At 49.3% G+C, this 18,786-nt stretch carries 18 protein-coding genes; 4 read left to right on the plus strand and 14 right to left on the minus strand.

Annotated features, from left to right (window positions below; all coding sequences use genetic code 11):
- The 8 genes from ACJMLT_RS07765 to murA all read right to left on the minus strand — a co-directional run.
- Positions 1-388 (minus strand): hypothetical protein (locus ACJMLT_RS07765; RefSeq protein ID WP_405729018.1); only part of this gene is annotated, 388 nt, incomplete at its 3' end.
- A complete protein-coding gene (locus ACJMLT_RS07770; protein WP_405729021.1) occupies positions 381-2,396 on the minus strand; it encodes a M56 family metallopeptidase in 2,016 nt (671 codons plus the stop codon). The genes ACJMLT_RS07765 and ACJMLT_RS07770, both read right to left, overlap by 8 nt.
- A complete protein-coding gene (locus tag ACJMLT_RS07775) occupies positions 2,393-2,749 on the minus strand; it encodes a BlaI/MecI/CopY family transcriptional regulator (protein WP_405729024.1) in 357 nt (118 codons plus the stop codon). The genes ACJMLT_RS07770 and ACJMLT_RS07775 overlap by 4 nt, the downstream gene beginning before the upstream one ends.
- 204 nt (positions 2,750-2,953) lie before the next feature.
- Positions 2,954-4,093, minus strand: coding sequence for a cell division protein FtsZ (ftsZ, locus tag ACJMLT_RS07780; RefSeq protein WP_405729027.1), 1,140 nt, complete (start codon positions 4,091-4,093; stop codon positions 2,954-2,956).
- A 134-nt stretch (positions 4,094-4,227) separates the two neighbouring features.
- A complete protein-coding gene (locus ACJMLT_RS07785; protein WP_405729029.1) occupies positions 4,228-4,590 on the minus strand; it encodes a small basic family protein in 363 nt (120 codons plus the stop codon).
- 2 nt (positions 4,591-4,592) lie between these two features.
- Complete coding sequence (locus ACJMLT_RS07790; RefSeq protein ID WP_405729032.1) at positions 4,593-5,273, minus strand: DUF881 domain-containing protein; 681 nt, start codon at positions 5,271-5,273, stop codon at positions 4,593-4,595.
- A 26-nt stretch (positions 5,274-5,299) separates the two neighbouring features.
- Positions 5,300-6,124: a cell division protein FtsQ/DivIB gene (locus tag ACJMLT_RS07795; protein WP_405729035.1), complete on the minus strand. Its 825-nt coding sequence runs from the start codon at positions 6,122-6,124 to the stop codon at positions 5,300-5,302.
- Complete coding sequence (murA, locus tag ACJMLT_RS07800) at positions 6,087-7,385, minus strand: UDP-N-acetylglucosamine 1-carboxyvinyltransferase (protein WP_405729038.1); 1,299 nt, start codon at positions 7,383-7,385, stop codon at positions 6,087-6,089. The genes ACJMLT_RS07795 and murA overlap by 38 nt, the downstream gene beginning before the upstream one ends.
- Before the next feature lie 141 nt (positions 7,386-7,526).
- On the opposite strand from murA, the gene ACJMLT_RS07805 reads away from it, so the two are divergent.
- The 4 genes from ACJMLT_RS07805 (at position 7,527) to ACJMLT_RS07820 (ending at position 10,970) form a co-directional block, all read left to right on the plus strand.
- Complete coding sequence (locus tag ACJMLT_RS07805) at positions 7,527-8,456, plus strand: P1 family peptidase (protein WP_405729041.1); 930 nt, start codon at positions 7,527-7,529, stop codon at positions 8,454-8,456.
- Between the two features lie 185 nt (positions 8,457-8,641).
- The gene (gene guaA, locus ACJMLT_RS07810) at positions 8,642-9,931 is read left to right on the plus strand and encodes a glutamine-hydrolyzing GMP synthase (RefSeq protein WP_405729044.1); all 1,290 of its coding nucleotides are present in this window, start codon (positions 8,642-8,644) and stop codon (positions 9,929-9,931) included.
- Between the two features lie 97 nt (positions 9,932-10,028).
- Positions 10,029-10,193 carry a hypothetical protein gene (locus ACJMLT_RS07815; protein ID WP_405729047.1) on the plus strand — a complete coding sequence of 55 codons (165 nt, stop codon included), beginning with the start codon at positions 10,029-10,031 and terminating at the stop codon, positions 10,191-10,193.
- A gap of 141 nt (positions 10,194-10,334) precedes the next feature.
- Positions 10,335-10,970 carry a solute carrier family 23 protein gene (locus tag ACJMLT_RS07820; protein ID WP_405729050.1) on the plus strand — a complete coding sequence of 212 codons (636 nt, stop codon included), beginning with the start codon at positions 10,335-10,337 and terminating at the stop codon, positions 10,968-10,970.
- A gap of 55 nt (positions 10,971-11,025) precedes the next feature.
- Here the strand turns inward: ACJMLT_RS07820 and ACJMLT_RS07825 are convergent, their stop codons facing one another.
- From ACJMLT_RS07825 to ACJMLT_RS07850, 6 genes are all read right to left on the minus strand, one after another.
- Positions 11,026-12,360 carry an MATE family efflux transporter gene (locus ACJMLT_RS07825; RefSeq protein WP_405729053.1) on the minus strand — a complete coding sequence of 445 codons (1,335 nt, stop codon included), beginning with the start codon at positions 12,358-12,360 and terminating at the stop codon, positions 11,026-11,028.
- 103 nt (positions 12,361-12,463) lie between these two features.
- Positions 12,464-13,963, minus strand: a complete 1,500-nt coding sequence (locus tag ACJMLT_RS07830; RefSeq protein ID WP_405729056.1) for an LTA synthase family protein — start codon at positions 13,961-13,963, stop codon at positions 12,464-12,466.
- A 12-nt stretch (positions 13,964-13,975) separates the two neighbouring features.
- Complete coding sequence (nudC, locus tag ACJMLT_RS07835) at positions 13,976-14,851, minus strand: NAD(+) diphosphatase (protein WP_405729059.1); 876 nt, start codon at positions 14,849-14,851, stop codon at positions 13,976-13,978.
- 120 nt (positions 14,852-14,971) lie between these two features.
- Entirely contained in the window at positions 14,972-15,862 is an 891-nt protein-coding gene (locus ACJMLT_RS07840) for a LysR family transcriptional regulator (protein ID WP_405729062.1), read from the minus strand.
- 176 nt (positions 15,863-16,038) lie between these two features.
- Entirely contained in the window at positions 16,039-17,991 is a 1,953-nt protein-coding gene (gene ligA / locus ACJMLT_RS07845) for an NAD-dependent DNA ligase LigA (protein WP_405729065.1), read from the minus strand.
- Between the two features lie 18 nt (positions 17,992-18,009).
- Positions 18,010-18,786 (minus strand): 3'-5' exonuclease (locus ACJMLT_RS07850; RefSeq protein ID WP_405729068.1); only part of this gene is annotated, 777 nt, incomplete at its 5' end.

Here is an 18,786-nt window from a genome sequence, read left to right on the forward strand (position 1 = left end):
CTTCTCCTCCTTCCCTTTCCGCCACATCCGCTGCCGCTGTCAGCAGGATATACATGAAATAGATGCGGATGGAGAGAAAGAAAATGCCTGTATACGAAAGGAGATCATCGACAAAAGGCAGGAGATGTCCCACATAGTTCAGCACCACAAGAAGAACCTCATACCAGAACATGACCCGCCCGAAGGTGCGAATGCGTTCGATGCCCTCTGCCTTCCCCGTCAGGATATCCACCGCTCCGATGAGACACATCCAGCCGAAGAAATCCGGCAAGATATCAAAACCGAAGATATTGATATCGATGAGGAACAGCACCATGGCAGTACGGATATTGCGGATGGCTTCGCTGGTTTTGGTCTCCGTATTTGCTTCATGCATCATTTCATTCATAGAGGGCACCTCCCTTCAGGGGGAAGGTTTCCAGAAGTTGGCCGCCGCGGGAGTAAATGCGGACTTCGTAGGGCTCCGAAAGCATCCGAAAGGCTTCTTCCAGATTTTCACAGTTCTTGTCTCCGCGGGCAGAAATCACGCCGTCCCAATCCTGCCCCGTTTCCAATACTGTCCATTCAAAACCGTCGGAGCTGCTGCCGCTGGAACCGATACTGAAATCGCGATGGAAAGAGTTTCCATCCCAGAGTTCCTCTTTTGTTTTGTCTGCAGGGCAGATGAAGATGACAAGTACCTGCCCTTCTTCCTTTAATGCCGTTCCCGTATATTCCAGATAGGCTCCATGGGTAGCCATGGGGGTCAGACTTTCATTGAACTGCAATGCTTCCCCCTGATTCATGAAAGAGAACATATCCCAACCGCTGAAACCAACGCCCCATTCCTCACAGTAGACTGCGTCGGCCATCTTCCAGTCTCCCTGCACGGTATACTGGCCCTGTTCCATTTTTTCTCTCAATTTTTTGTGTATATAATTGGGGTCATCTACATCAAAGAGCCAGTGTTCTTCCCCCAGCAGTTCCACAGACCAGTTTCCTTTATTCTCCTCAAACACACGGAAATACTGTATCCGTTCTGTCACAGGCACATCCTCCAGATGGGCGTCTGTTTCATCTACCATATGCAGGGCACCCGTTACTGTGCCGTCCACCTGTCGGTCAAAGAAGTAAACCGCTTCATAGCGCATCCTGTCATAAAAACGATATTTGTAATCGGCTTTCGTGCCATAGGCCAACCTTGCGCCATCCAAGTCATCATCAACATATTCCCCTAAAGCCCAAGCCTTGTATGCCTCAAATTCATCCTGAGGGACAGTCAGTGCCAGTTTGCCCAGGTCCCGTTCCGAAATGGCTTCATAGAGGATGGAAATTGCCATTTCGGGGGAAGTCACGTTGAAATAACGGGCATCCTCCAGCAGCAGCTCCAGTTCTTCTTTCGTTTCCACGCCGGAAGTATCGAAATATTTGGGCTCATAGGCAAAGCTGACGGAAGCCAGGGACAGCAGCACCGTGATGCAGGCTGCGGCAAAGGTCGCTCCCTTGGGTGCCCGCCCGAAATCCACGATGCGCCCGATGCGGGTTTTGATATTTTTTGCCCCGTTTGCCATGGAGGTGGTGCCGATACGGCTGGCATAACGGCTGTCCGCCATATCCAGAAGGAGCATGCCGTATTCCCGTTTTTCCTCCCCCTCCAGTTTTTCCAGCACCCGCTGGTCGCAGAGGGCTTCGCTGTCATTGCGGATAATACGGCAAAGCCAATAGACAAAGGGATTGTACCAGTGGAGCGCCTGCAGCAGATGCAGGGCAAAATTGACCAGTACATCCTTATATTTCCGATGGAGCATTTCATGGAGGAGGACTTTTTCGTCAACGAATTCCTCCATGCTTTCGGGAATGACCAGAACAGGCTTGAAAAGCCCGCAAAGGAAAGGCGTTTCGATCCCCGCGCAAACCCGCACATTTTCCTGCAGGGGCAAATGATATTTCTCTGCCGTACGTCGGATTTTTTCCTGCAAGGAAGGCGAACCTTCCCTCCCCTGCCGAATCTCCTTTCGCAGTCTGGCATAAATCAGCAGGTCATAGAGCAAAACCAGCGCCACGCCCGCCCCATACACCATAAAAAGCGTATCCGTCAGCGACCATGCGCCTTCCTTTAATAAAGAAAGATCGCCGCCTGCCATGCCAAAGGGAGCAGAAAGCAGAGAATCCATGCCCATTTCCACGGAACCCCGCAGTTTTTTCATAGGCTCCATCCAAAGGGTATTCAGGGCAAAGCTGGTGGAAAACAGCCGCACATTGGCAGGCAAAACCGCCCGCACCAGAAGCACCAGCCACACCAGATAATGCCAGCGGGCATTCAGCTTATCCTGAAATATTTTTTTGAAAACCACCAGCATCAGCCCCGTCAGGGTAATGCCAAGGGTGGCATATAATACCGTCCAGAGATTTGTCATACGTCCATCCCCTCCAGTAATTTTTTCAGTTCTTCCACCTCATCAGCAGACAGCCGCCCCTCCTGCAGAAAGGCCGTCACCATTTTCCCCGCCGAGCCATGGTATATTTTATTCAGAAAGCTTTCTTCCTCCTGCGCCACACATTCTCCTCTGGAAACAGACGCCCGATACTGCTTGGGGCTGCCCTCTGACACCACCAGCCCCTTCTGCTCCAGGCGGCTCAGAAAGGTATAGACCGTGTTTTTGTTCCATTTGCCATCCAGCGCATCCATAATATCACTCTGGAGCACAAATCCATTTTCCCAGATGATCTCCATGATCTTCCATTCACTATCAGAAATTTTATATTTCATAGAGGCACCTCCTTTTGTCTGTACAGAAAACTACACTTGTAGTCTTATTATTGTACTACGTTTGTAGTCTGTATGTCAATGCAATAAAAAAGGCTTAGGAAATTCTTAAGAATTACCTAAGCCTTTATGTACGTTTTGATGGTCGGTACTCAGAGTTGCGCTCTTGCACCCTTCCTGAAAAATGCCTGCGGCATTTTCCATTGATTAGAATTTCTTTCTTGTCAGGAAATCAGGGATCTTGATTTCAGATTCGAAATCATCCAGTTCTACAAATCTTCTTGCAGCAGGACGTGCTTCATCCAACACTTTTTCTTCTGCAGGAGCTTCTTCTGCTGCTCTGGGCATTTCCACCTGTACTCTTCTTACGGGTTCTGCCACGGGAGCAGGAATGTTGTCTTCCAGACCTGTTGCGATAACTGTAACCACAACTTCGTCCACCAGATCTTCATTGATGGATGTACCGAAGATGATTTCAGCTTCGGGGTCGATGGCTTCACGGATCAGTTCAGCTGCTTCATCTGTTTCGAACAGCCCCAGATTTTCGTCGCCGCTGAAGTTGATCAGGATATATTTTGCACCTTCGATGGTTGTTTCCAGCAGAGGGCTCTGAATCGCCATTTTTGCAGCCACTTCTGCTTTGTTTTCACCGCTGGCACGGCCGATACCCATATGTGCGATGCCTTTGTTTGCCATGATTGTGCGAACGTCAGCAAAGTCCAGGTTGATGATACCGGGTTTGGAGATCAGGTCTGCAATACCCTGTACGCCCTGACGCAGGATTTCGTCTGCTTTACGGAAAGCTTCTGTCATAGTTGTTTTCTTATCGATGATGGACAGCAGTTTCTGGTTGGGGATGATAACCAGTGTATCCACGTTCTTTTTCAGTTCTGCAATACCTTTTTCTGCATTGCCCATTCTCTTTTTACCTTCGAAATTGAAGGGTTTTGTAACAACACCAACAGTCAGGATACCCAGTTCTTTGGAAATGGATGCGATTCTGGGAGCTGCACCTGTACCTGTGCCGCCGCCCATACCTGCTGTGATGAATACCATATCGGAACCACGCAGTGCCTGTGCGATATCATCGCTTGTTTCATCTGCGGAACGCTGACCGATTTCGGGATCGCCACCTGCCCCCAGACCTTTTGTCAGTTTTTCACCGATCTGGATCTTTGTTGCAGATTTGGATTTTGCCAGAGCCTGTCCGTCTGTATTGATAGAAATGAAATCAACGCCATCCAGACCGTCTTCGATCATTCTGTCTACCGCGTTGTTGCCGCCGCCGCCAACACCAATAACTTTGATCTGTGCCATATTACTCATAGGGATATCAAATTCAAGCATGATAGTATCTCCTCCTAGGTTCATTCCAAAAATTTATCAAATTATATTATACACGAAAAAACAAGGGATTTCCATAGAAATTTACAAGTTTTCTGCATAAAATTTTATGTTTTTTCCGAAATATTTTATAAAAATTACACTTCTCTCTCTGCGGGGTTCTTCTCCTCATTTCTGTTCAACAGCCAATGTCGGATATTACTGCAGTTATGGAACATACGTGAGCCATAAACCACAATGGCCGCAATGGAAAGGTCGATGGAAAGCTGATTGCCCAGCCAGATCAGTGCCATAGCCAGCACGGCATTAGTCACAAACCCCGTAGCAAACACCTTCCAGTGAAAATCATTCCGCATATTGGCATAAATGCCCCCCAGCAAAGAATCCATACAGGCCAGAATGCCCATGGCTACATAGGCGGAAAAACCCGATGGATACACGATGCCGCTCATCACGCCGATCACAATACCGACGACAAGGCCGGTCAATGCAACAAACATGGTTATTCCTCCTTTTCTGCAGCTTTGAACAATGCCGTCTGCGTGTAAGCCGGCACAACGACTGCCATTTCTCTGCGAACGCTGATCTCGATGCCCCAGGGGGCCAGATTATCCACCACGCCGCCGGGAAAATGCAGGGCAGAATCCAGCACAGCCGCATCCCCCACCGCCTTGATCTCAAAGGGAGCCGCCACCCGCACGCCATTGACCATGACGATGGAGCCGGCACAGGTGATGGCGCTTTTGCCTACCATACGCTGCCCGTTGATGGAAACGGCTTCCGCCCCCGCCCCGTGCAGTTCATTGACCACCGCAAGCAGGTCTTCCGCATGGACCAGGTAGGCGTTCATATCGCCGCTGCCTTTACTGCTGCTGTCCGTCATCGTGACCGTAACCCCTGCCCCGCTGACCTCCGTCAGCCCCGCAAAGGAAAGCAGCTGTTCCATTTCCGCCCCAAGGGTGCCGTTCTGATATTCCTTCACTGTTTTTTCCAGTGCTTTATTCTGTTCCAGCAGGGTGTCCCGCTCCGCCTGCATCTGGTTCAACGCAAGGATCGCCTCGGAAAGTCGCTGATTTTCCGTGGTCATCCTCTGTTGTTTCACCGTATTCACCTGCACCCCAATGATGACCCCAAGGATCACACAGGTAGCCGTCAGAGCTGCAGAATATTGTTTTTTCATCATCGTATGTCCCTCATTTCAGCCGCTGGCTACATTAAGTATCGGAACACAACTGTTCCATTCGGCTTGTCCAGTTCGCTTAAGTCCAGTGTACCGCGGTCTTCCTCAGGAATGGTTTTCATGATCTCTGCCATATAACGGATCTTGGTATCGCCGTTTTCCATATCCCCCAGAATGATCTGCACCTGATTCACATAGGCAGAGATACTCTTAGGATTGGAAACATCGATTTCTACCACCAGATCCAGCAGTTCATATTTTTCCATCAACTGACTGATGTGGAGTACCACGTCCAATGCTTCCGGATTTTCCACAGGGATCACTTCTCCCAACGTGAAACGGCCGAAAGCCAGCCCCTTCACCACAGGAAGAGTATCTCTGCATGCTTCCTGCACATCCAGCACACGACCAGCTTCGTCTATGTAAAGGTAGGAGCCCATATAGGGCACATACCCTCTCACCTTTCTTTCCTTCACTTCGATAACGATGGTATCAGGCAGGCGCATGGAAAGTTTCGCATCGGCGATATAGGGATCTTCCTCCAACGTCTGCGCAGCTCTGCCCTTGCCGAAGAACAGGATATTATCCCCCTTGGAAAGGCCGATCTTTTCGCAAAGTTCCGCTTCGGAATAATGGTTTGCTCCTTCTGCCGCAACATTTTTCAGAGCAAAGATCGGCGAAAGCAGAATCCCGATGATGACTACCAGACCAAAAGCCGCCCCGATCATGACCCTCTGGTCAATCCCTCGACCGGACTTGGGTTTCTGATAATATTCCAGTTCTTCCATCAGGTCGATGTCGAACATTTCGTTTTGTTTATTCGGTTTTTTCGATTTTTTTCTGAACATAAACATTCCTTTCTTCCTGCAGGCTGATGACACCGCCCAAAAAAGAAAAGGCGTCCTCTATTTTTTCATAGCCACGCTCAATATACTGTGAGCCATGGACAATGCTTTCCCCTTCTGCAGACAATGCCGCCGCAAGAAGAGCCGCACCGCACCGCAGATCATGGGCAAACACCTCTGCCCCATGAAGTTTTTCCACGCCGCGGATACCGGCATTTCTGCCGGAAACAACAATATCCGCCCCCATACGACAAAGTTCTGCAGCCTGAGAAAAGCGCGCTTCGAACACCGTTTCGCTAATCATACAACTTCCTTTTGCCAATGTCAATAAACTCATGGCCAAAGGCTGCATATCCGTAGGGAAGGCAGGAAACGGGCCCGTGACGATGGTAAAATCCGCCCGCAGTTTTTTGGGCGGCCGCATCCAGAGCAGGTCACTGTCCTCCCAGAGAAAACGACAGCCCGTTGTCCGTAACACCTCCAGCACCGCCCCCATCTGTTCCCGCTCCAGTCCTTTGAGCCGCAGTTCTCCTCCTGTCATGGCGGCGGCACAGAGGAAGGTACCCCCTTCGATGCGGTCAGCAGGCATGGAAAACACTGCGCCATGGAGACGCGATACCCCTTCCACCAGAATACTGGAGGTACCTTCGCCATATATTTCCGCTCCCATAGCCCGCAGAAACCGCACCAGAGCCACGATTTCCGGTTCACGGGCAGCATTCTGGATCAGCGTGACTCCTTCCGCTTTTGCCGCCAGCAGAAGGATATTTTCCGTCGCTCCCACACTGGGAATGGGCAGGCGGATCTCTGTACCGCAAATGCGCCCTGCTCTGCAGTCCAGAATGTAGTCCTCTTCGCCAATCGTTACTCCCATTTTCCGAAAAGCATCCAGATGCAGGTCGATGGGTCTTCTGCCGATGGCACATCCGCCGGGATAAGCCAGTACCGCCCGTTTTTCTCTGGCTAGCAATGCTCCCAGAAACAGGATGGATGACCGCATTTTCCCCACAGTTTCGCTGCCGATCTCCACTGCCAAAAGGTGGCGGCTGTCAATCAAAACCGTCCGCCCCGTTCGTTCTACCCTGCAGCCCAGTTCCTGCAAAATTTCCAGTGTCTGCAGCACATCTCGGATCAGAGGGATATTTTCCAGCACCACTTCATCCTCCGCAAGGATACAGGCCGCCAGTATGGGCAGCGTGCCATTTTTGCTGCCGCGGACAGCAAATTCCCCCTCGATCTTTCTCCCGCCCCGCACGATGTATGTCCCCATGCCTTCCCCTCCGCAACAAAAATAGAATCTTACCGTTATTGTATCAGCGGACAATTTTTTCGGTGCATGGACTTTTCCTAGACAGAAAGAATCGAACGGGGTATATTAAAAAGAAGAAACGACAGAAAGGAGATGTTTCAATTGGAACTGAAAAGAAATATCCTTGATATAAAAGGTTTAAAGGTTGGGCAGGCGGAAAACCCCGATGCAAAAACAGGGGTGACCGTGGTGCTGGCAGAGGGCGGCGCTGTCTGCGGGGTAGATGTCCGCGGGGCGGCCCCCGGCACAAGGGAGACAGACCTGCTGGACCCCGTCAACGCCATGGAAAAGGTACAGGCTGTGGTGCTTTCCGGCGGCTCTGCCTTCGGTCTGGAGGCTGCCAGCGGCGTCATGGACTGGCTGGAGGAAAAAGACATTGGGTTTGATGTGGGTGTAACAAAAGTTCCCATCGTTCCTGCCGCGGTATTATTTGACCTGGGTTATGGAGACCCCTTCACCCGTCCCAATAAGGCCATGGGACGGCTGGCCTGCGAAAATGCTTCCGACAGCATTCTGCTGGAAGGCGACCACGGCGCAGGCTGCGGCGCAACGGTAGGCAAACTGCGGGGCATGGAACACTGCACCAACAGCGGCATCGGCAGCTGGTGCGAAGCAACGGAAAACGGCATCCGTGTGGCAGCACTGATCGCAGTGAATGCCTTCGGGGATGTATACGAAAATGGGAAGATCATCGCCGGCACAAAGGACGATCATGGCAATTTCACCTCTACGGAAAACGGCATCATACAAATGGCGGAAAGCCTTTCCTTTAGTGGAAAAAATACGACCATCGGCGTCATTGCCACAAACGTGAAGCTGACTAAGGCGCAGGCCAAAAAGGTGGCAGGCATGGCCCATGACGGGCTGGCAAGATGCATCCGCCCCATCCACACCACTCTGGACGGAGATACCCTCTTCTGCCTTTCCACAGAGGAGATCGAATTACCCACAGCCCCTGTGGATGTGGTAGGCACCCTTGCAGCAAAAGCCACAGAAATCGCAGTTTTGCGAGCAATTAAGTCTGCAGAATAATCACATTTCTTAGAGCAAACAGAAAAGCAATAAGTTTCACTTATTACACTACCCAATTATTCTGATTCATATTTCACGAAAAATTGTGATTTTCTATTTTCGGACGGAACCGATTATGGTAGAATAAATGCAAGTTAAGCAACTTGTAACCAATTCAAATTTATAATAAAAAACGGGAGGTACCTATGAAACAGGATATGATTTTGATTCTGGACCTGGGCAGCACAGAAAACCTCAAGATTGCCCGCGAGATCCGCGCCATGGGTGTTTACACAGAAATTCACCCTCATGACATCACAGCAGAAGAACTGGCAGCTCTGCCCGGCGTAAAAGGCATCATTTTGAACGGCGGCGTAAACCGTGTGGTTGACGGCGTAGAAATCGATGCTTCCGAAGCAGTTTACAATGCCGGTTTCCCCATCCTGAAGGCTGACCACAAAGGCGGCGCAGCTTTCCCTGCAGATGATGCAGAAAGAGCAGCTGTTCTGAGCGCATTCGTATTCGATGAATGTAAAGCAGAAAAGAACTGGACAATCGAAAACTTCATCGACGACCAGGTAGAACTGATGAAACGTCAGATCGGTGACAAAAAAGTTCTGCTGGCACTGTCCGGCGGCGTTGACTCCTCCGTAGTAGCAGCCCTTCTGATCCGCGCTATCGGTAAACAGCTGACATGCGTACATGTAAACCACGGTCTGTTGCGTAAAGGCGAACCCGAAGAAGTTGTACGTGTATTCCGCGACGAAATGGATGCAAATCTGGTATATGTAGACGCTGTTGACCGTTTCCTGGACAAACTGGCAGGCGTTTCCGATCCCGAAACAAAACGTAAAGTGATCGGCACAGAATTTATCCGTGTATTCGAAGAAGAAGCAAGAAAACTGGAAGGCATCGAATTCCTGGGTCAGGGTACAATCTACCCCGATATCATCGAATCCGGTACAAAAACAGTAAAAGCAGTAAAATCTCACCACAACGTAGGGGGGCTCCCTGAAGACCTGCAGTTCGAACTGGTAGAACCTCTGAAAATGCTGTTCAAAGACGAAGTTCGTGCAGTAGGTAAAGCTCTGGGTCTGCCCGACGGTATGGTTTACAGACAGCCCTTCCCCGGCCCCGGTCTGGGTGTTCGTTGTCTGGGTGCCATCACAAGAGACAGACTGGAAGCTGTTCGTGAATCCGACGCGATCCTGCGTGAAGAATTTGCGAAAAACGGTCTGGAAGGCAAAGTATGGCAGTACTTCACAGCCATCCCCGATCTGAAATCCGTTGGCGTACGCGACCACAAACGTGCAGATGAATGGTGCGTCATCATCCGTGCCGTAAATACAGTAGATGCCATGACAGCAACTGTAGAAAACGTTCCTTTTGAACTGCTGCAGCACATCACAGCTCGTATCACAAACGAAGTAAAAGGCGTAAACCGTTGCCTGTTCGACCTGACTCCCAAGCCCACAGGTACCATTGAGTGGGAATAATCCGGAAAATTCCGAAGCCGTTGCATTGCAACGGCTTTTCTTTTTCTCTTCTGTTTCAGAACACACAAAAATGCCCCTATAACAATGGAATAAATTCATGGAAAACGCACCTGCCATCGTTGGCACGATCGTTGCAGATCTGATTTCCAACCTGCCTCTGGTACAGGCCAGCGGTATGGGTCTGAATGCCTTCTTCGTTTATACGGTCTGCATCGGCTTTGGTCTTTCCTATGCCAATGCACTGGTACTGATTCTGGGCTAAGGTCTGGTTTTCATCGCACTGACCGTCACCGGTCTGCGTAAAAAAATCTTTGACTCCCTGCCCAATGCAGTCAGAGTTGCCATCCCCGGCGGTATCGGTCTGTTTATTGCCTTCTTAGGGCTGCAGAATGCCGGCATTGTCGTGCCCAGTTCTTCCACGTGTGTTGATCTGGCTTCCTTCAATCTGCTGACACAGGACTGGGGAAATATCATGCCTATGGTAGTAACCATCTGCACCTTCCTTGCAATCGCTATTATGAGTCATAAAAATATCCATGGTGCCGGTCTGATGGACGAAAATGGTGACCCTCTGAATATGAACGAAGGTATGCTTTCCGATGCGATCGCAACAACCATCGGCGCGCTTTGCGGTACATCCACTGTAACTACATTCAGCGAAGTAAACGCAGGGGTTGCGGCAGGCGGCCGTACCGGTCTGACTTCCGTATTCTGCGGTCTGGGCTTTTTCATCGCTATGTTCCTGAGCCCCATTGCACAGCTGATCCCCAGCTGTACAACAGCCGCTGCGCTGATGTACGTTGGTTTCCTGATGCTGGTATCTGTGAAAAATATCAACTGGGATGACCTGAGAATTGCGATCCCCGCATTCCTGACGCTGGCTGTGATGCCCTTTACATACAATATCTCCTACGGCATCGCTTTCGGCCTGATCTCCTATATTGTGATCAGCGTTTTCTGCGGCGAATTTAAAAAAGTAAAAGGCAGTTCCTGGGTCATTGGCGCACTGTTCATTGCAATGCTCCTGCTGACACATTGATTCCTGTCAAACACAAAAATCCCTGAAGGTTTCTTCAGGGATTTTTTTCATTCCTTTATTGATTTTCTTTCCGATGCATCCTGCAGTCATAAATCACACAAAGCAGGATACCGAACATCGTTGCTGTCGGTGCCGCCAGACCGATATGCGTCAAAGAGGCCTCGGGCTGAATACTCATAATATAGGACATGGGCAGTCTTACAAGGAAGCTCTGGGCAAGCCCCTGCAGCATAACAAACAGGGAGCGGCCATGTCCATTGAAATACCCCATAAAACTGAACAGGATACTGGTAATGATGGCTTCCGGCGCAAATCCGCGGAGGAATTCAAAGGCTCTTGCAATATCAGCCCCATTGCCGGAGAAGAAGGATGCCAGCACGTCCCCTTTGAAGAAGGCTGCTGCTGCAATGAATACACCGATCCCTGCTCCAACGGACATCCCATAAAACATCCCTTTTCTGGCACGGTCGAATTTCCCCGCCCCAACATTCTGGGCAACGAAAGAAGCCATACACTGCATAATGGATGCCGGGATCAGCATAACAAAGGACTGTATTTTCTGGGCAATACCATAACCATTGGAAGCATCCAGCCCCAGATTATTGATAAAGGCACACAGCGCCAAAAAAGTCAGGTTCGTCAGCAGCTCCTGCAGAGCCAGCGGTGCCCCAAAACGCACAAACGATGCGATTTCTTTGCCAAAGCGGATATCTTTGACTGAAAAAACAAAGGGTAAATTTTCTCTGCGTATCACAAAAACAGAAAGGATCACACTGATGCCCTGCGCTGCAATGGTCGCTGCAGCCGCCCCCGCAACATTCAGCCCCAATCCCGCGATCAGGATCAGATCCAGAATGATATTCACCCCGCAGGCAATGGCTACAAAAATCAAGGGCAGTCTGGAATTTCCCAGCCCTCTGAAAATGCAGCTGAGCAGATTGTAAAACACAACAAAAACCAGACCGACACCACAGATCCGCAGATACTGTACCGTCAGATCGACGGCCTCTTCCGGCGCCTTCATCAGAACTGCAATGGGTCTGGCAAAAACCACCAGAACAACAGACAACACCACTGCCAACACAAAGAAAAAGGCAATGGCATTCCCGATCAGTTTCCCGATCTTTTCATTCTGTCTTGCCCCCAGATAACGCCCGATCAGGATCGTTACCCCCATAGCCAGCGCTGACATGACAAACGTCACCAGATTCAGAATGCTGCTGCCTGTAGAAACGGCAGAAATCCCCGCATGGGTGCCAAACCGCCCTACGATCAGCAGATCCACCGCACCATACATGGCCTGCAAAACCAATGCCCCCAAAATGGGCAGCATAAATCGTATCATTTTCCCAAAGATACTCCCCTGTGTAAAATCCTGTTTATTTTCCATACTATCTCCTTTTATTTTTCAAAATCAAATCTTTCATCATATTACGAAAACGAAATGTATTTTAACACAAAAAGCACCCTTTCGGGTGCTTTTCTTCTCTTTTTTATCTTTTAAAGAAAAAATTCTTCGTATAATAATCCGATGTTTTGGTCAGTTCCCCATCGAATTCCTCCAGCCCCATTTCCTCCACCAAGGTGGGCTTACCGGAGAAAAGGTTCGTGCCCAGCCCCAGTCGGTCGCCTTCGATTTCGCAGCCCAGCGCCGCCAGCGTAGTCGGGAACATATCTGCCGCCACAAACTGTCTGTTCTTTTCATAAGCCGTTTCCACAGGACTGTTGATGATGCAGTTATAAACCGTTCTTTCATAATCTTCCGCCACATTACGGTCGATATATCCTTCATCCATCGTCACATGGTCGCCTGCAATGATGATGGTCGTATTTTCATAGAAATCCTGCTGTTTGATCCAGCGGATGAACTCAGCCACCTGCTTGCTGGAACAGGAAATCACATTTTCGTACTGTTCTCCCCACAGACCAACGCATTTTCTGCAGACATAACCATTGGTACGGTGGGTATCCACCGTCAGCATCGTAAAAGCAAAGGGTTCTTCCTGCGCCGCAATTTTCGTCAGCTCCTGCTTCGCAAAATCGAAGAGGTGCATATCCTCCATGCCCCAGAAAACGAAGTAGCCAGGAGGCACGATGCCCGCTTCCCTTGCCGTGAAAATATCAAAGGTACGGTCTAAGCCATGCTGTTCAAAATAGGGTTTTCTGCCGCCGAAATTCGCATCAGAGCCAACCATCAGTGTCTGATAATAGCCCGCTTCCTGCAGCACATTGGTCATGGTATTGACTCCCGGCAGAAAAGAATCCTGACCATATTCGTTGCGGTCTACCCCAATAGGTACTTTAAGGGGGATCCCCGCTGTATGGGCTACCATGGCACCGATCGTCCAGCTGGCGCCGGTCATATTGTGGAAACCGCCGATGCCGTCCGTATGGGAAAAATTGATATTCTCCTCATCCAGCACCAGTTCCGTCAGTTCCGGCATGGTATTTCTGTCCAGTGCACCGCCCACATCCTGAGACATATATGTATTTTCCATGGATTCCAGAAAAATATAGATCAGATTCCGCTTCTGTTCGGGGAAGGTGATCTCTGCCTGCAGAGGGTCTACATATTCCTCCTGATAGATGGTGGACTGCTGGCTGACATAATAGAGATAGCCGGGCAGGTCTACCGTCACCGCTGCACTGAAAAGCATCACGCAGGAAAGCACCAGAGAAATGATCCTCGCCCGTTTTTTCGTAAAGGGATAGATTTTTTCACCATTCCCCCTTCTGAGCCAGAAAAAGAGGGTCAGCAGTACAAAGGCCGCCAGTGCGGGCAAGAGCGCCGTCAGCAGAAAATTGCGAATCACAGCCGAGTCCGTACCGCTCATTTCAGAAAAGAGCGTATACAGAATGGAGTCAAAGCCCGTATCCCCGAATTCCGTGATATACCAGCGAGCAGAGAAAAAAGCCAGACATCCCAGAAACAGCAGGACGATGCAGACCACGAGGATGACGATATCCTTTTTATGATTATTTTTTTCGTTCATAGTTTTATCCTCTTAGCGATACTCCCTGTCACGGCCTTCTTCAAATACACGGATCATTTCCCTTGTCAGGCTGATGCCGTCATCCTGAGCAGGCAGAGCATTTCTGGGATAAAATTCTGCCATAGCCAGTTCTTCCTGATCCAGCGTGATGGTTTCATCATCCCCATCCAGATCACAGTAATACCCCAGCAGAAGACCGCCTGTCACACCCCAGGGCTGTGTCTTATAATAGCGGATATTTTTCACCTTCAGCCCTACTTCTTCCATAACCTCACGGGCTACCGTCTCTTCCACCGTTTCCCCGATCTCTGTAAAACCTGCAATCATACCATAACGGGTATAGTTACGGTTGGCATATTTACTCAGCAGCAGTCTGTCCCCATGGGTCACCCCAACGATCACGGAGGGCGCGATCTTCGGGAAGATCATGTTGTTGCATTCCGGACAGCGCATCATGCGTTCCTTGGCATCGTGGTTCGTTTTCGCACCGCAGCGGCCGCAGAAACGGTTACTTCTGTACCAGTCAAACAGATGCCATGCCGTCATAATGCCGAAAGCGATATTTTTGGAAACGACCTGACGGAGGGTCATGGTAGATTCATAGGCATAGGAAGGATCGGCAGGTTCTCCGCCTTCGCCCCACCAGATGAAATAGTTCACATCCTGCAGACGGAATACATACTGGGTCTTATTTTCATTCCAGCTTTCCCAGTTGTTCGCTTCCGCCCAGGCCAGCACTTCCCGATAGGTGGGCAGGTGCAGTTCATTGTTTGCATTTCTGTGTATCAATGCCATATTTCCTCTGAAGCAGACCACCGTGTCCTCATCAGAAGGATACACATTGCGGAATTCATTTTCCAGTCTGCCGTAATCCAGATCCTGTAACATAGATTTCTTCCCTTCTATAACAAAAAATGTTAAATATATGTAAAATTTCCCATTATTCTGATTGTAGTACGAAAACAAAAAAACCTCAAGCAAAATTCGCCTGAGGTCACTGTTTCTTTGTTATCTTTTATTTTTGGTACGCTGGATGATAAAATCTTTGAACTTTTCCACCGCAGGAGGCAGGTATCGATTCAGCACGTAGGCCAGATGTACCACGCGGCGGGCATAGGGTGTATCCAGTTCCAGTTTCTTTACTTTATAATTATTCAGCGCACTGCCGTCTGTGACGATGGCGATGCCCTGATTTGCCGCAACCAGCCCTGCCATAGCGTTTACATCTTCAAACTGACAGAGGATATTGGGCATGATCTGTGCTTTGGTAAACATATCGTCAATGATGCGGCGCATACCACTTTCCTTGGTATAGCTCACCATAGGATAGGGACAGATATCCTGAATGGTCACCTTTTCCCTTTCTGCAAGCGGATGCCCCTCCGGCACGATCACAACCAGATTCTGTTCGAATACAGGGATAAATTCCACGTCCGTTTCCTCTTCCACCTTGGAGCAGAAGATCAGATCATATTTTTCCCTTTTCAGATTATACAGCAGTGTTTTGGTATTGCCTTCATAGCAGGAAAAAGAAATGTTCTTATTCTGGGGATCATCCAGAAAGCCTGCGATCCTTTCCGGCACAAAGTTAGTACCTACGGAAGTCATATAAGCCAGACCCACATGGCCGCCCCCTTCGGAAACCAGACGTTCGATCTGATTTTTGCCCAGTTCCAGCTGGGTCAGAGCGTTTTCCACATAAAACATATAGATGCGACCATATTTGGTCAGAACGACATTTCGACCTTGTTTTTCAAAAAGGTTTGCCCCCAGTTCTTTTTCCATAGCCGAAATGGAATGGCTCAGAGTGGGCTGAGAGATATTCAGTTTTTCTGCCGCCTTGGTATAATGTTCCAGTTCCGCAAGGGTTTTGAAATAGTACAGCTGGTTCAGATTCATACAGATCCCCCTATTTTCCCGTTAAAATGTTTCATACATCTTTTCAGAGTATACCAAAACAAATAGAAAAATTCTATGGATTTAATATACAAAAAAAATAGAATAAATTGGTTCTTTTGCCGAAGAAAAAAGCAGTTTCCCCTTTTTCGGAAAAACCGCTATCTATTCCTCTTCTTTTATTTTAAGAACCTTTCAATGAAATCCTGTTCACTCAGAATGGGGATGCCCAGTTCTGCCGCTTTTTTGTTTTTGCTGGATGCGGAATGGATGTCGTTATTGATGAGGAAGTTTGTTTTCTTCGTCACACTGCCCGTCACCTTGCCGCCGCTCTTCTCGATGAGTGCCTGCAGTTCCTTACGGTTGGCGAAGTGTTCCAGATCCCCCGTCACCACAAAGGTCAGCCCCATGAGCGGGCTTTCTCCTGCTTCCGCCTCTTCCGCCGCAGCAATACGCAGATGCTGCAGGGCATCCGCCAACAGCTGCAGATGGGCTTCCTCTTTGAAATAGGCATGGATACTGTGGGCAATGATCGCACCAAAGCCTTCCACCTGCATCAGTTCTTCTTCCGTGGCTTCTTTGATTTTTTCCAGATCGAACCCAAAATTAGCACAAAGGAGTTTCGCATTTCTCAGCCCCACATGGTTGATCCCCAACGCGTAAAGGAAATTAGGCAACTCCACATCTTTCGCCCTTTCGATGGAAGTGATCAGGTTGTTGTATGATTTTTCCCCGAAGCCTTCCATTTCTGTGATGGCTGTCTTGTGTTCTTCCAGACGGAAAAGGTCGGGGTAATTTTCCACAAAGCCCTGTTCCAGAAATTTTTTCAGCGTCTCTTCGGAAAGACCTTCCATATTCATGGCATCGCGGGAAACAAAGTGACTCAGCGCCTGTATCCGCTGGGCGGAACAGTTGGGATTGGTACAGTAAAGGGCTTCCCCGTCCCGCAGTTTTCTCAGTTCCGTTTCCCCGCCGCAGACAAAACATTTTTCGGGGATCTCCGCCGTGGAAACTTTCCCCGTCAGGTTTTCTGCGATCTGAGGAATGATCATGTTGGCCTTGTAAACCTTGATGCGATCTCCGATAGACAATTTCAGCTCTTTCAAAATGCTGACATTATGGACACTGGCACGGCTGACCGTACTGCCCTCCAATTCCACGGGGTCAAAGATGGCTACAGGGTTCATCAGCCCTGTGCGGGACGTATTCCATTCGATTTCACGGAGAGTAGTTTCCGCCATTTCGTCAGCCCATTTAAAGGCAATGGAATCCTTGGGGAATTTAGAAGTTCTGCCAAGGCTACGGCTATAGGAAATACTGTCGAAAGTCATCACCAGACCATCGGAGGCAATGTCGTTCTCCTCAATTTTGTTTCGGAAACGTTCTACTTCCGCCTCTACATTTCCGCTATTTACCATGACGTGTTCCACCACATCAAAGCCCAGAGATGCCAGCCAGTCCATATTTTCCGCCTTGCTGTCGGAAATTTCCTTTCCTTCCGCACTGACCAATGTAAAAGCAAAGAATTTCACATTTCTCTTTGCCGCAATTTCACTGTTCAGCTGGCGCACCGTGCCGCTGCAGAGGTTGCGGGGATTTTTATACTGTTCCTCTTCTCCCAGTTCTTCATTGATGCGATAAAAACTGCTGTAAGGAATGACCCCTTCCCCACGCAGCACCAGTTCCCCCTGAAAAGGGATAGAAACAGGCAGATTGCCGAAAACTCTGGCATTATGGGTCACATCTTCCCCGATCTCACCATTGCCGCGGGTGATCGCCTGTTCCAGTGTGCCGTTTTTATATTTCAGAACGATGGTCAGTCCGTCCAGCTTCCAGCTGAGGATGCCTTCCCTGTCTCCCAGAAAAGAAGCCAGTTTCGCTGTTTCCTTTGTCTTATCCAGAGAAAGGATGGGGCTTTCATGCTTCACCTTTACCAGATTGGAAAGGACAGTATAGCCCACCTTCTGGGTAGGGCTGTTCGCAAGAATCGTTCCTGTTTTTTCTTCCAGAGCCACCAATTCATCATAAAGAGCATCGTATTCCTGATTGGAAAGGATCTCTCTGTCCTCCTGATAATAGGCTTTCGCCGCTTCATTCAGTTTTTCCACTAAATCTTTCATTCTGTCTGTCATGATCTTTATCACTCCAAATTATTCGCTCACTTTAATGAGTTTGGACAGGCGCGCCATAAATTTCTTTGTGCCCTTGGCACCAAAGGAAACTTCCACCTCAAAATCCGCGCCGCCGGGATTTACGGAAACCACCGTACCGATGCCGTATTTGGGTGCTCTTACCTTATCGCCCACGCCGTAATCCAGCTGGAAATCCTTAGGAGCAGGCATTTCCTTCTTTGCTCCTACGCCAAACCTTGCGGCAGGAGCCAGTACATTTTTTCTGCCCATGGCAGTATTTTTCATCGTTGTCATGGCGTCGTACTTCTTCGCCATTTCAGAAACCTGTCTGGTAGGCAGATCCACCAGATCTGCAGGGATTTCCTTCAGGAAACGGGAAGGAGGATTATACTGGGTGATACCATGCTGCATGCGGTTTTTCGCATGGGTCAGGAAGAGTTCTTCTTTGGCACGGGTGATGCCCACATAGCAAAGTCTGCGTTCTTCTTCGATTTCCTTTTCCCCGCCGTACATCACCGCACGATAACCGGGGAAAATTCCTTCTTCCATACCGATGATGAAGACATAGGGGAATTCCAGCCCCTTGGCACTGTGGAGGGTCATCAGTGCAACGGCTTCCTCCCCTTCTTCGTAGCTGTCAATATCGGCCACCAGCGCCACTTCTTCCAGAAAACCTTCCAGATTGCCTTCGGGATTAGCCTTGTCAAATTCCGCCGCCTTATTCACGAATTCATCGATATTCTGGATACGGTTCAGGGCTTCGTCTGTCCCCTCCGCCATCAGGATCTGCAGATA

It is taken from the genome of Anaerotignum sp., assembly GCF_045122575.1.
Classification (GTDB): domain Bacteria; phylum Bacillota; class Clostridia; order Lachnospirales; family Anaerotignaceae; genus Anaerotignum_A.

Excerpts from the sequence above, each read along its gene's own strand:
- ACJMLT_RS07770 (WP_405729021.1), bottom strand. The coding sequence starts at position 2,396 with ATGACAAATCTCTGGACGGTATTATATGCCACCCTTGGCATTACCCTG.
- ACJMLT_RS07775 (WP_405729024.1), bottom strand. The coding sequence starts at position 2,749 with ATGAAATATAAAATTTCTGATAGTGAATGGAAGATCATGGAGATCATC.
- ftsZ (WP_405729027.1), bottom strand. The coding sequence starts at position 4,093 with ATGCTTGAATTTGATATCCCTATGAGTAATATGGCACAGATCAAAGTT.
- ACJMLT_RS07785 (WP_405729029.1), bottom strand. The coding sequence starts at position 4,590 with ATGTTTGTTGCATTGACCGGCCTTGTCGTCGGTATTGTGATCGGCGTG.
- ACJMLT_RS07790 (WP_405729032.1), bottom strand. The coding sequence starts at position 5,273 with ATGATGAAAAAACAATATTCTGCAGCTCTGACGGCTACCTGTGTGATC.
- ACJMLT_RS07795 (WP_405729035.1), bottom strand. The coding sequence starts at position 6,124 with ATGTTTATGTTCAGAAAAAAATCGAAAAAACCGAATAAACAAAACGAA.
- murA (WP_405729038.1), bottom strand. The coding sequence starts at position 7,385 with ATGGGGACATACATCGTGCGGGGCGGGAGAAAGATCGAGGGGGAATTT.
- guaA (WP_405729044.1), top strand. The coding sequence starts at position 8,642 with ATGAAACAGGATATGATTTTGATTCTGGACCTGGGCAGCACAGAAAAC.
- ACJMLT_RS07815 (WP_405729047.1), top strand. The coding sequence starts at position 10,029 with ATGGAAAACGCACCTGCCATCGTTGGCACGATCGTTGCAGATCTGATT.
- ACJMLT_RS07825 (WP_405729053.1), bottom strand. The coding sequence starts at position 12,360 with ATGGAAAATAAACAGGATTTTACACAGGGGAGTATCTTTGGGAAAATG.
- ACJMLT_RS07830 (WP_405729056.1), bottom strand. The coding sequence starts at position 13,963 with ATGAACGAAAAAAATAATCATAAAAAGGATATCGTCATCCTCGTGGTC.
- nudC (WP_405729059.1), bottom strand. The coding sequence starts at position 14,851 with ATGTTACAGGATCTGGATTACGGCAGACTGGAAAATGAATTCCGCAAT.
- ACJMLT_RS07840 (WP_405729062.1), bottom strand. The coding sequence starts at position 15,862 with ATGAATCTGAACCAGCTGTACTATTTCAAAACCCTTGCGGAACTGGAA.
- ligA (WP_405729065.1), bottom strand. The coding sequence starts at position 17,991 with ATGACAGACAGAATGAAAGATTTAGTGGAAAAACTGAATGAAGCGGCG.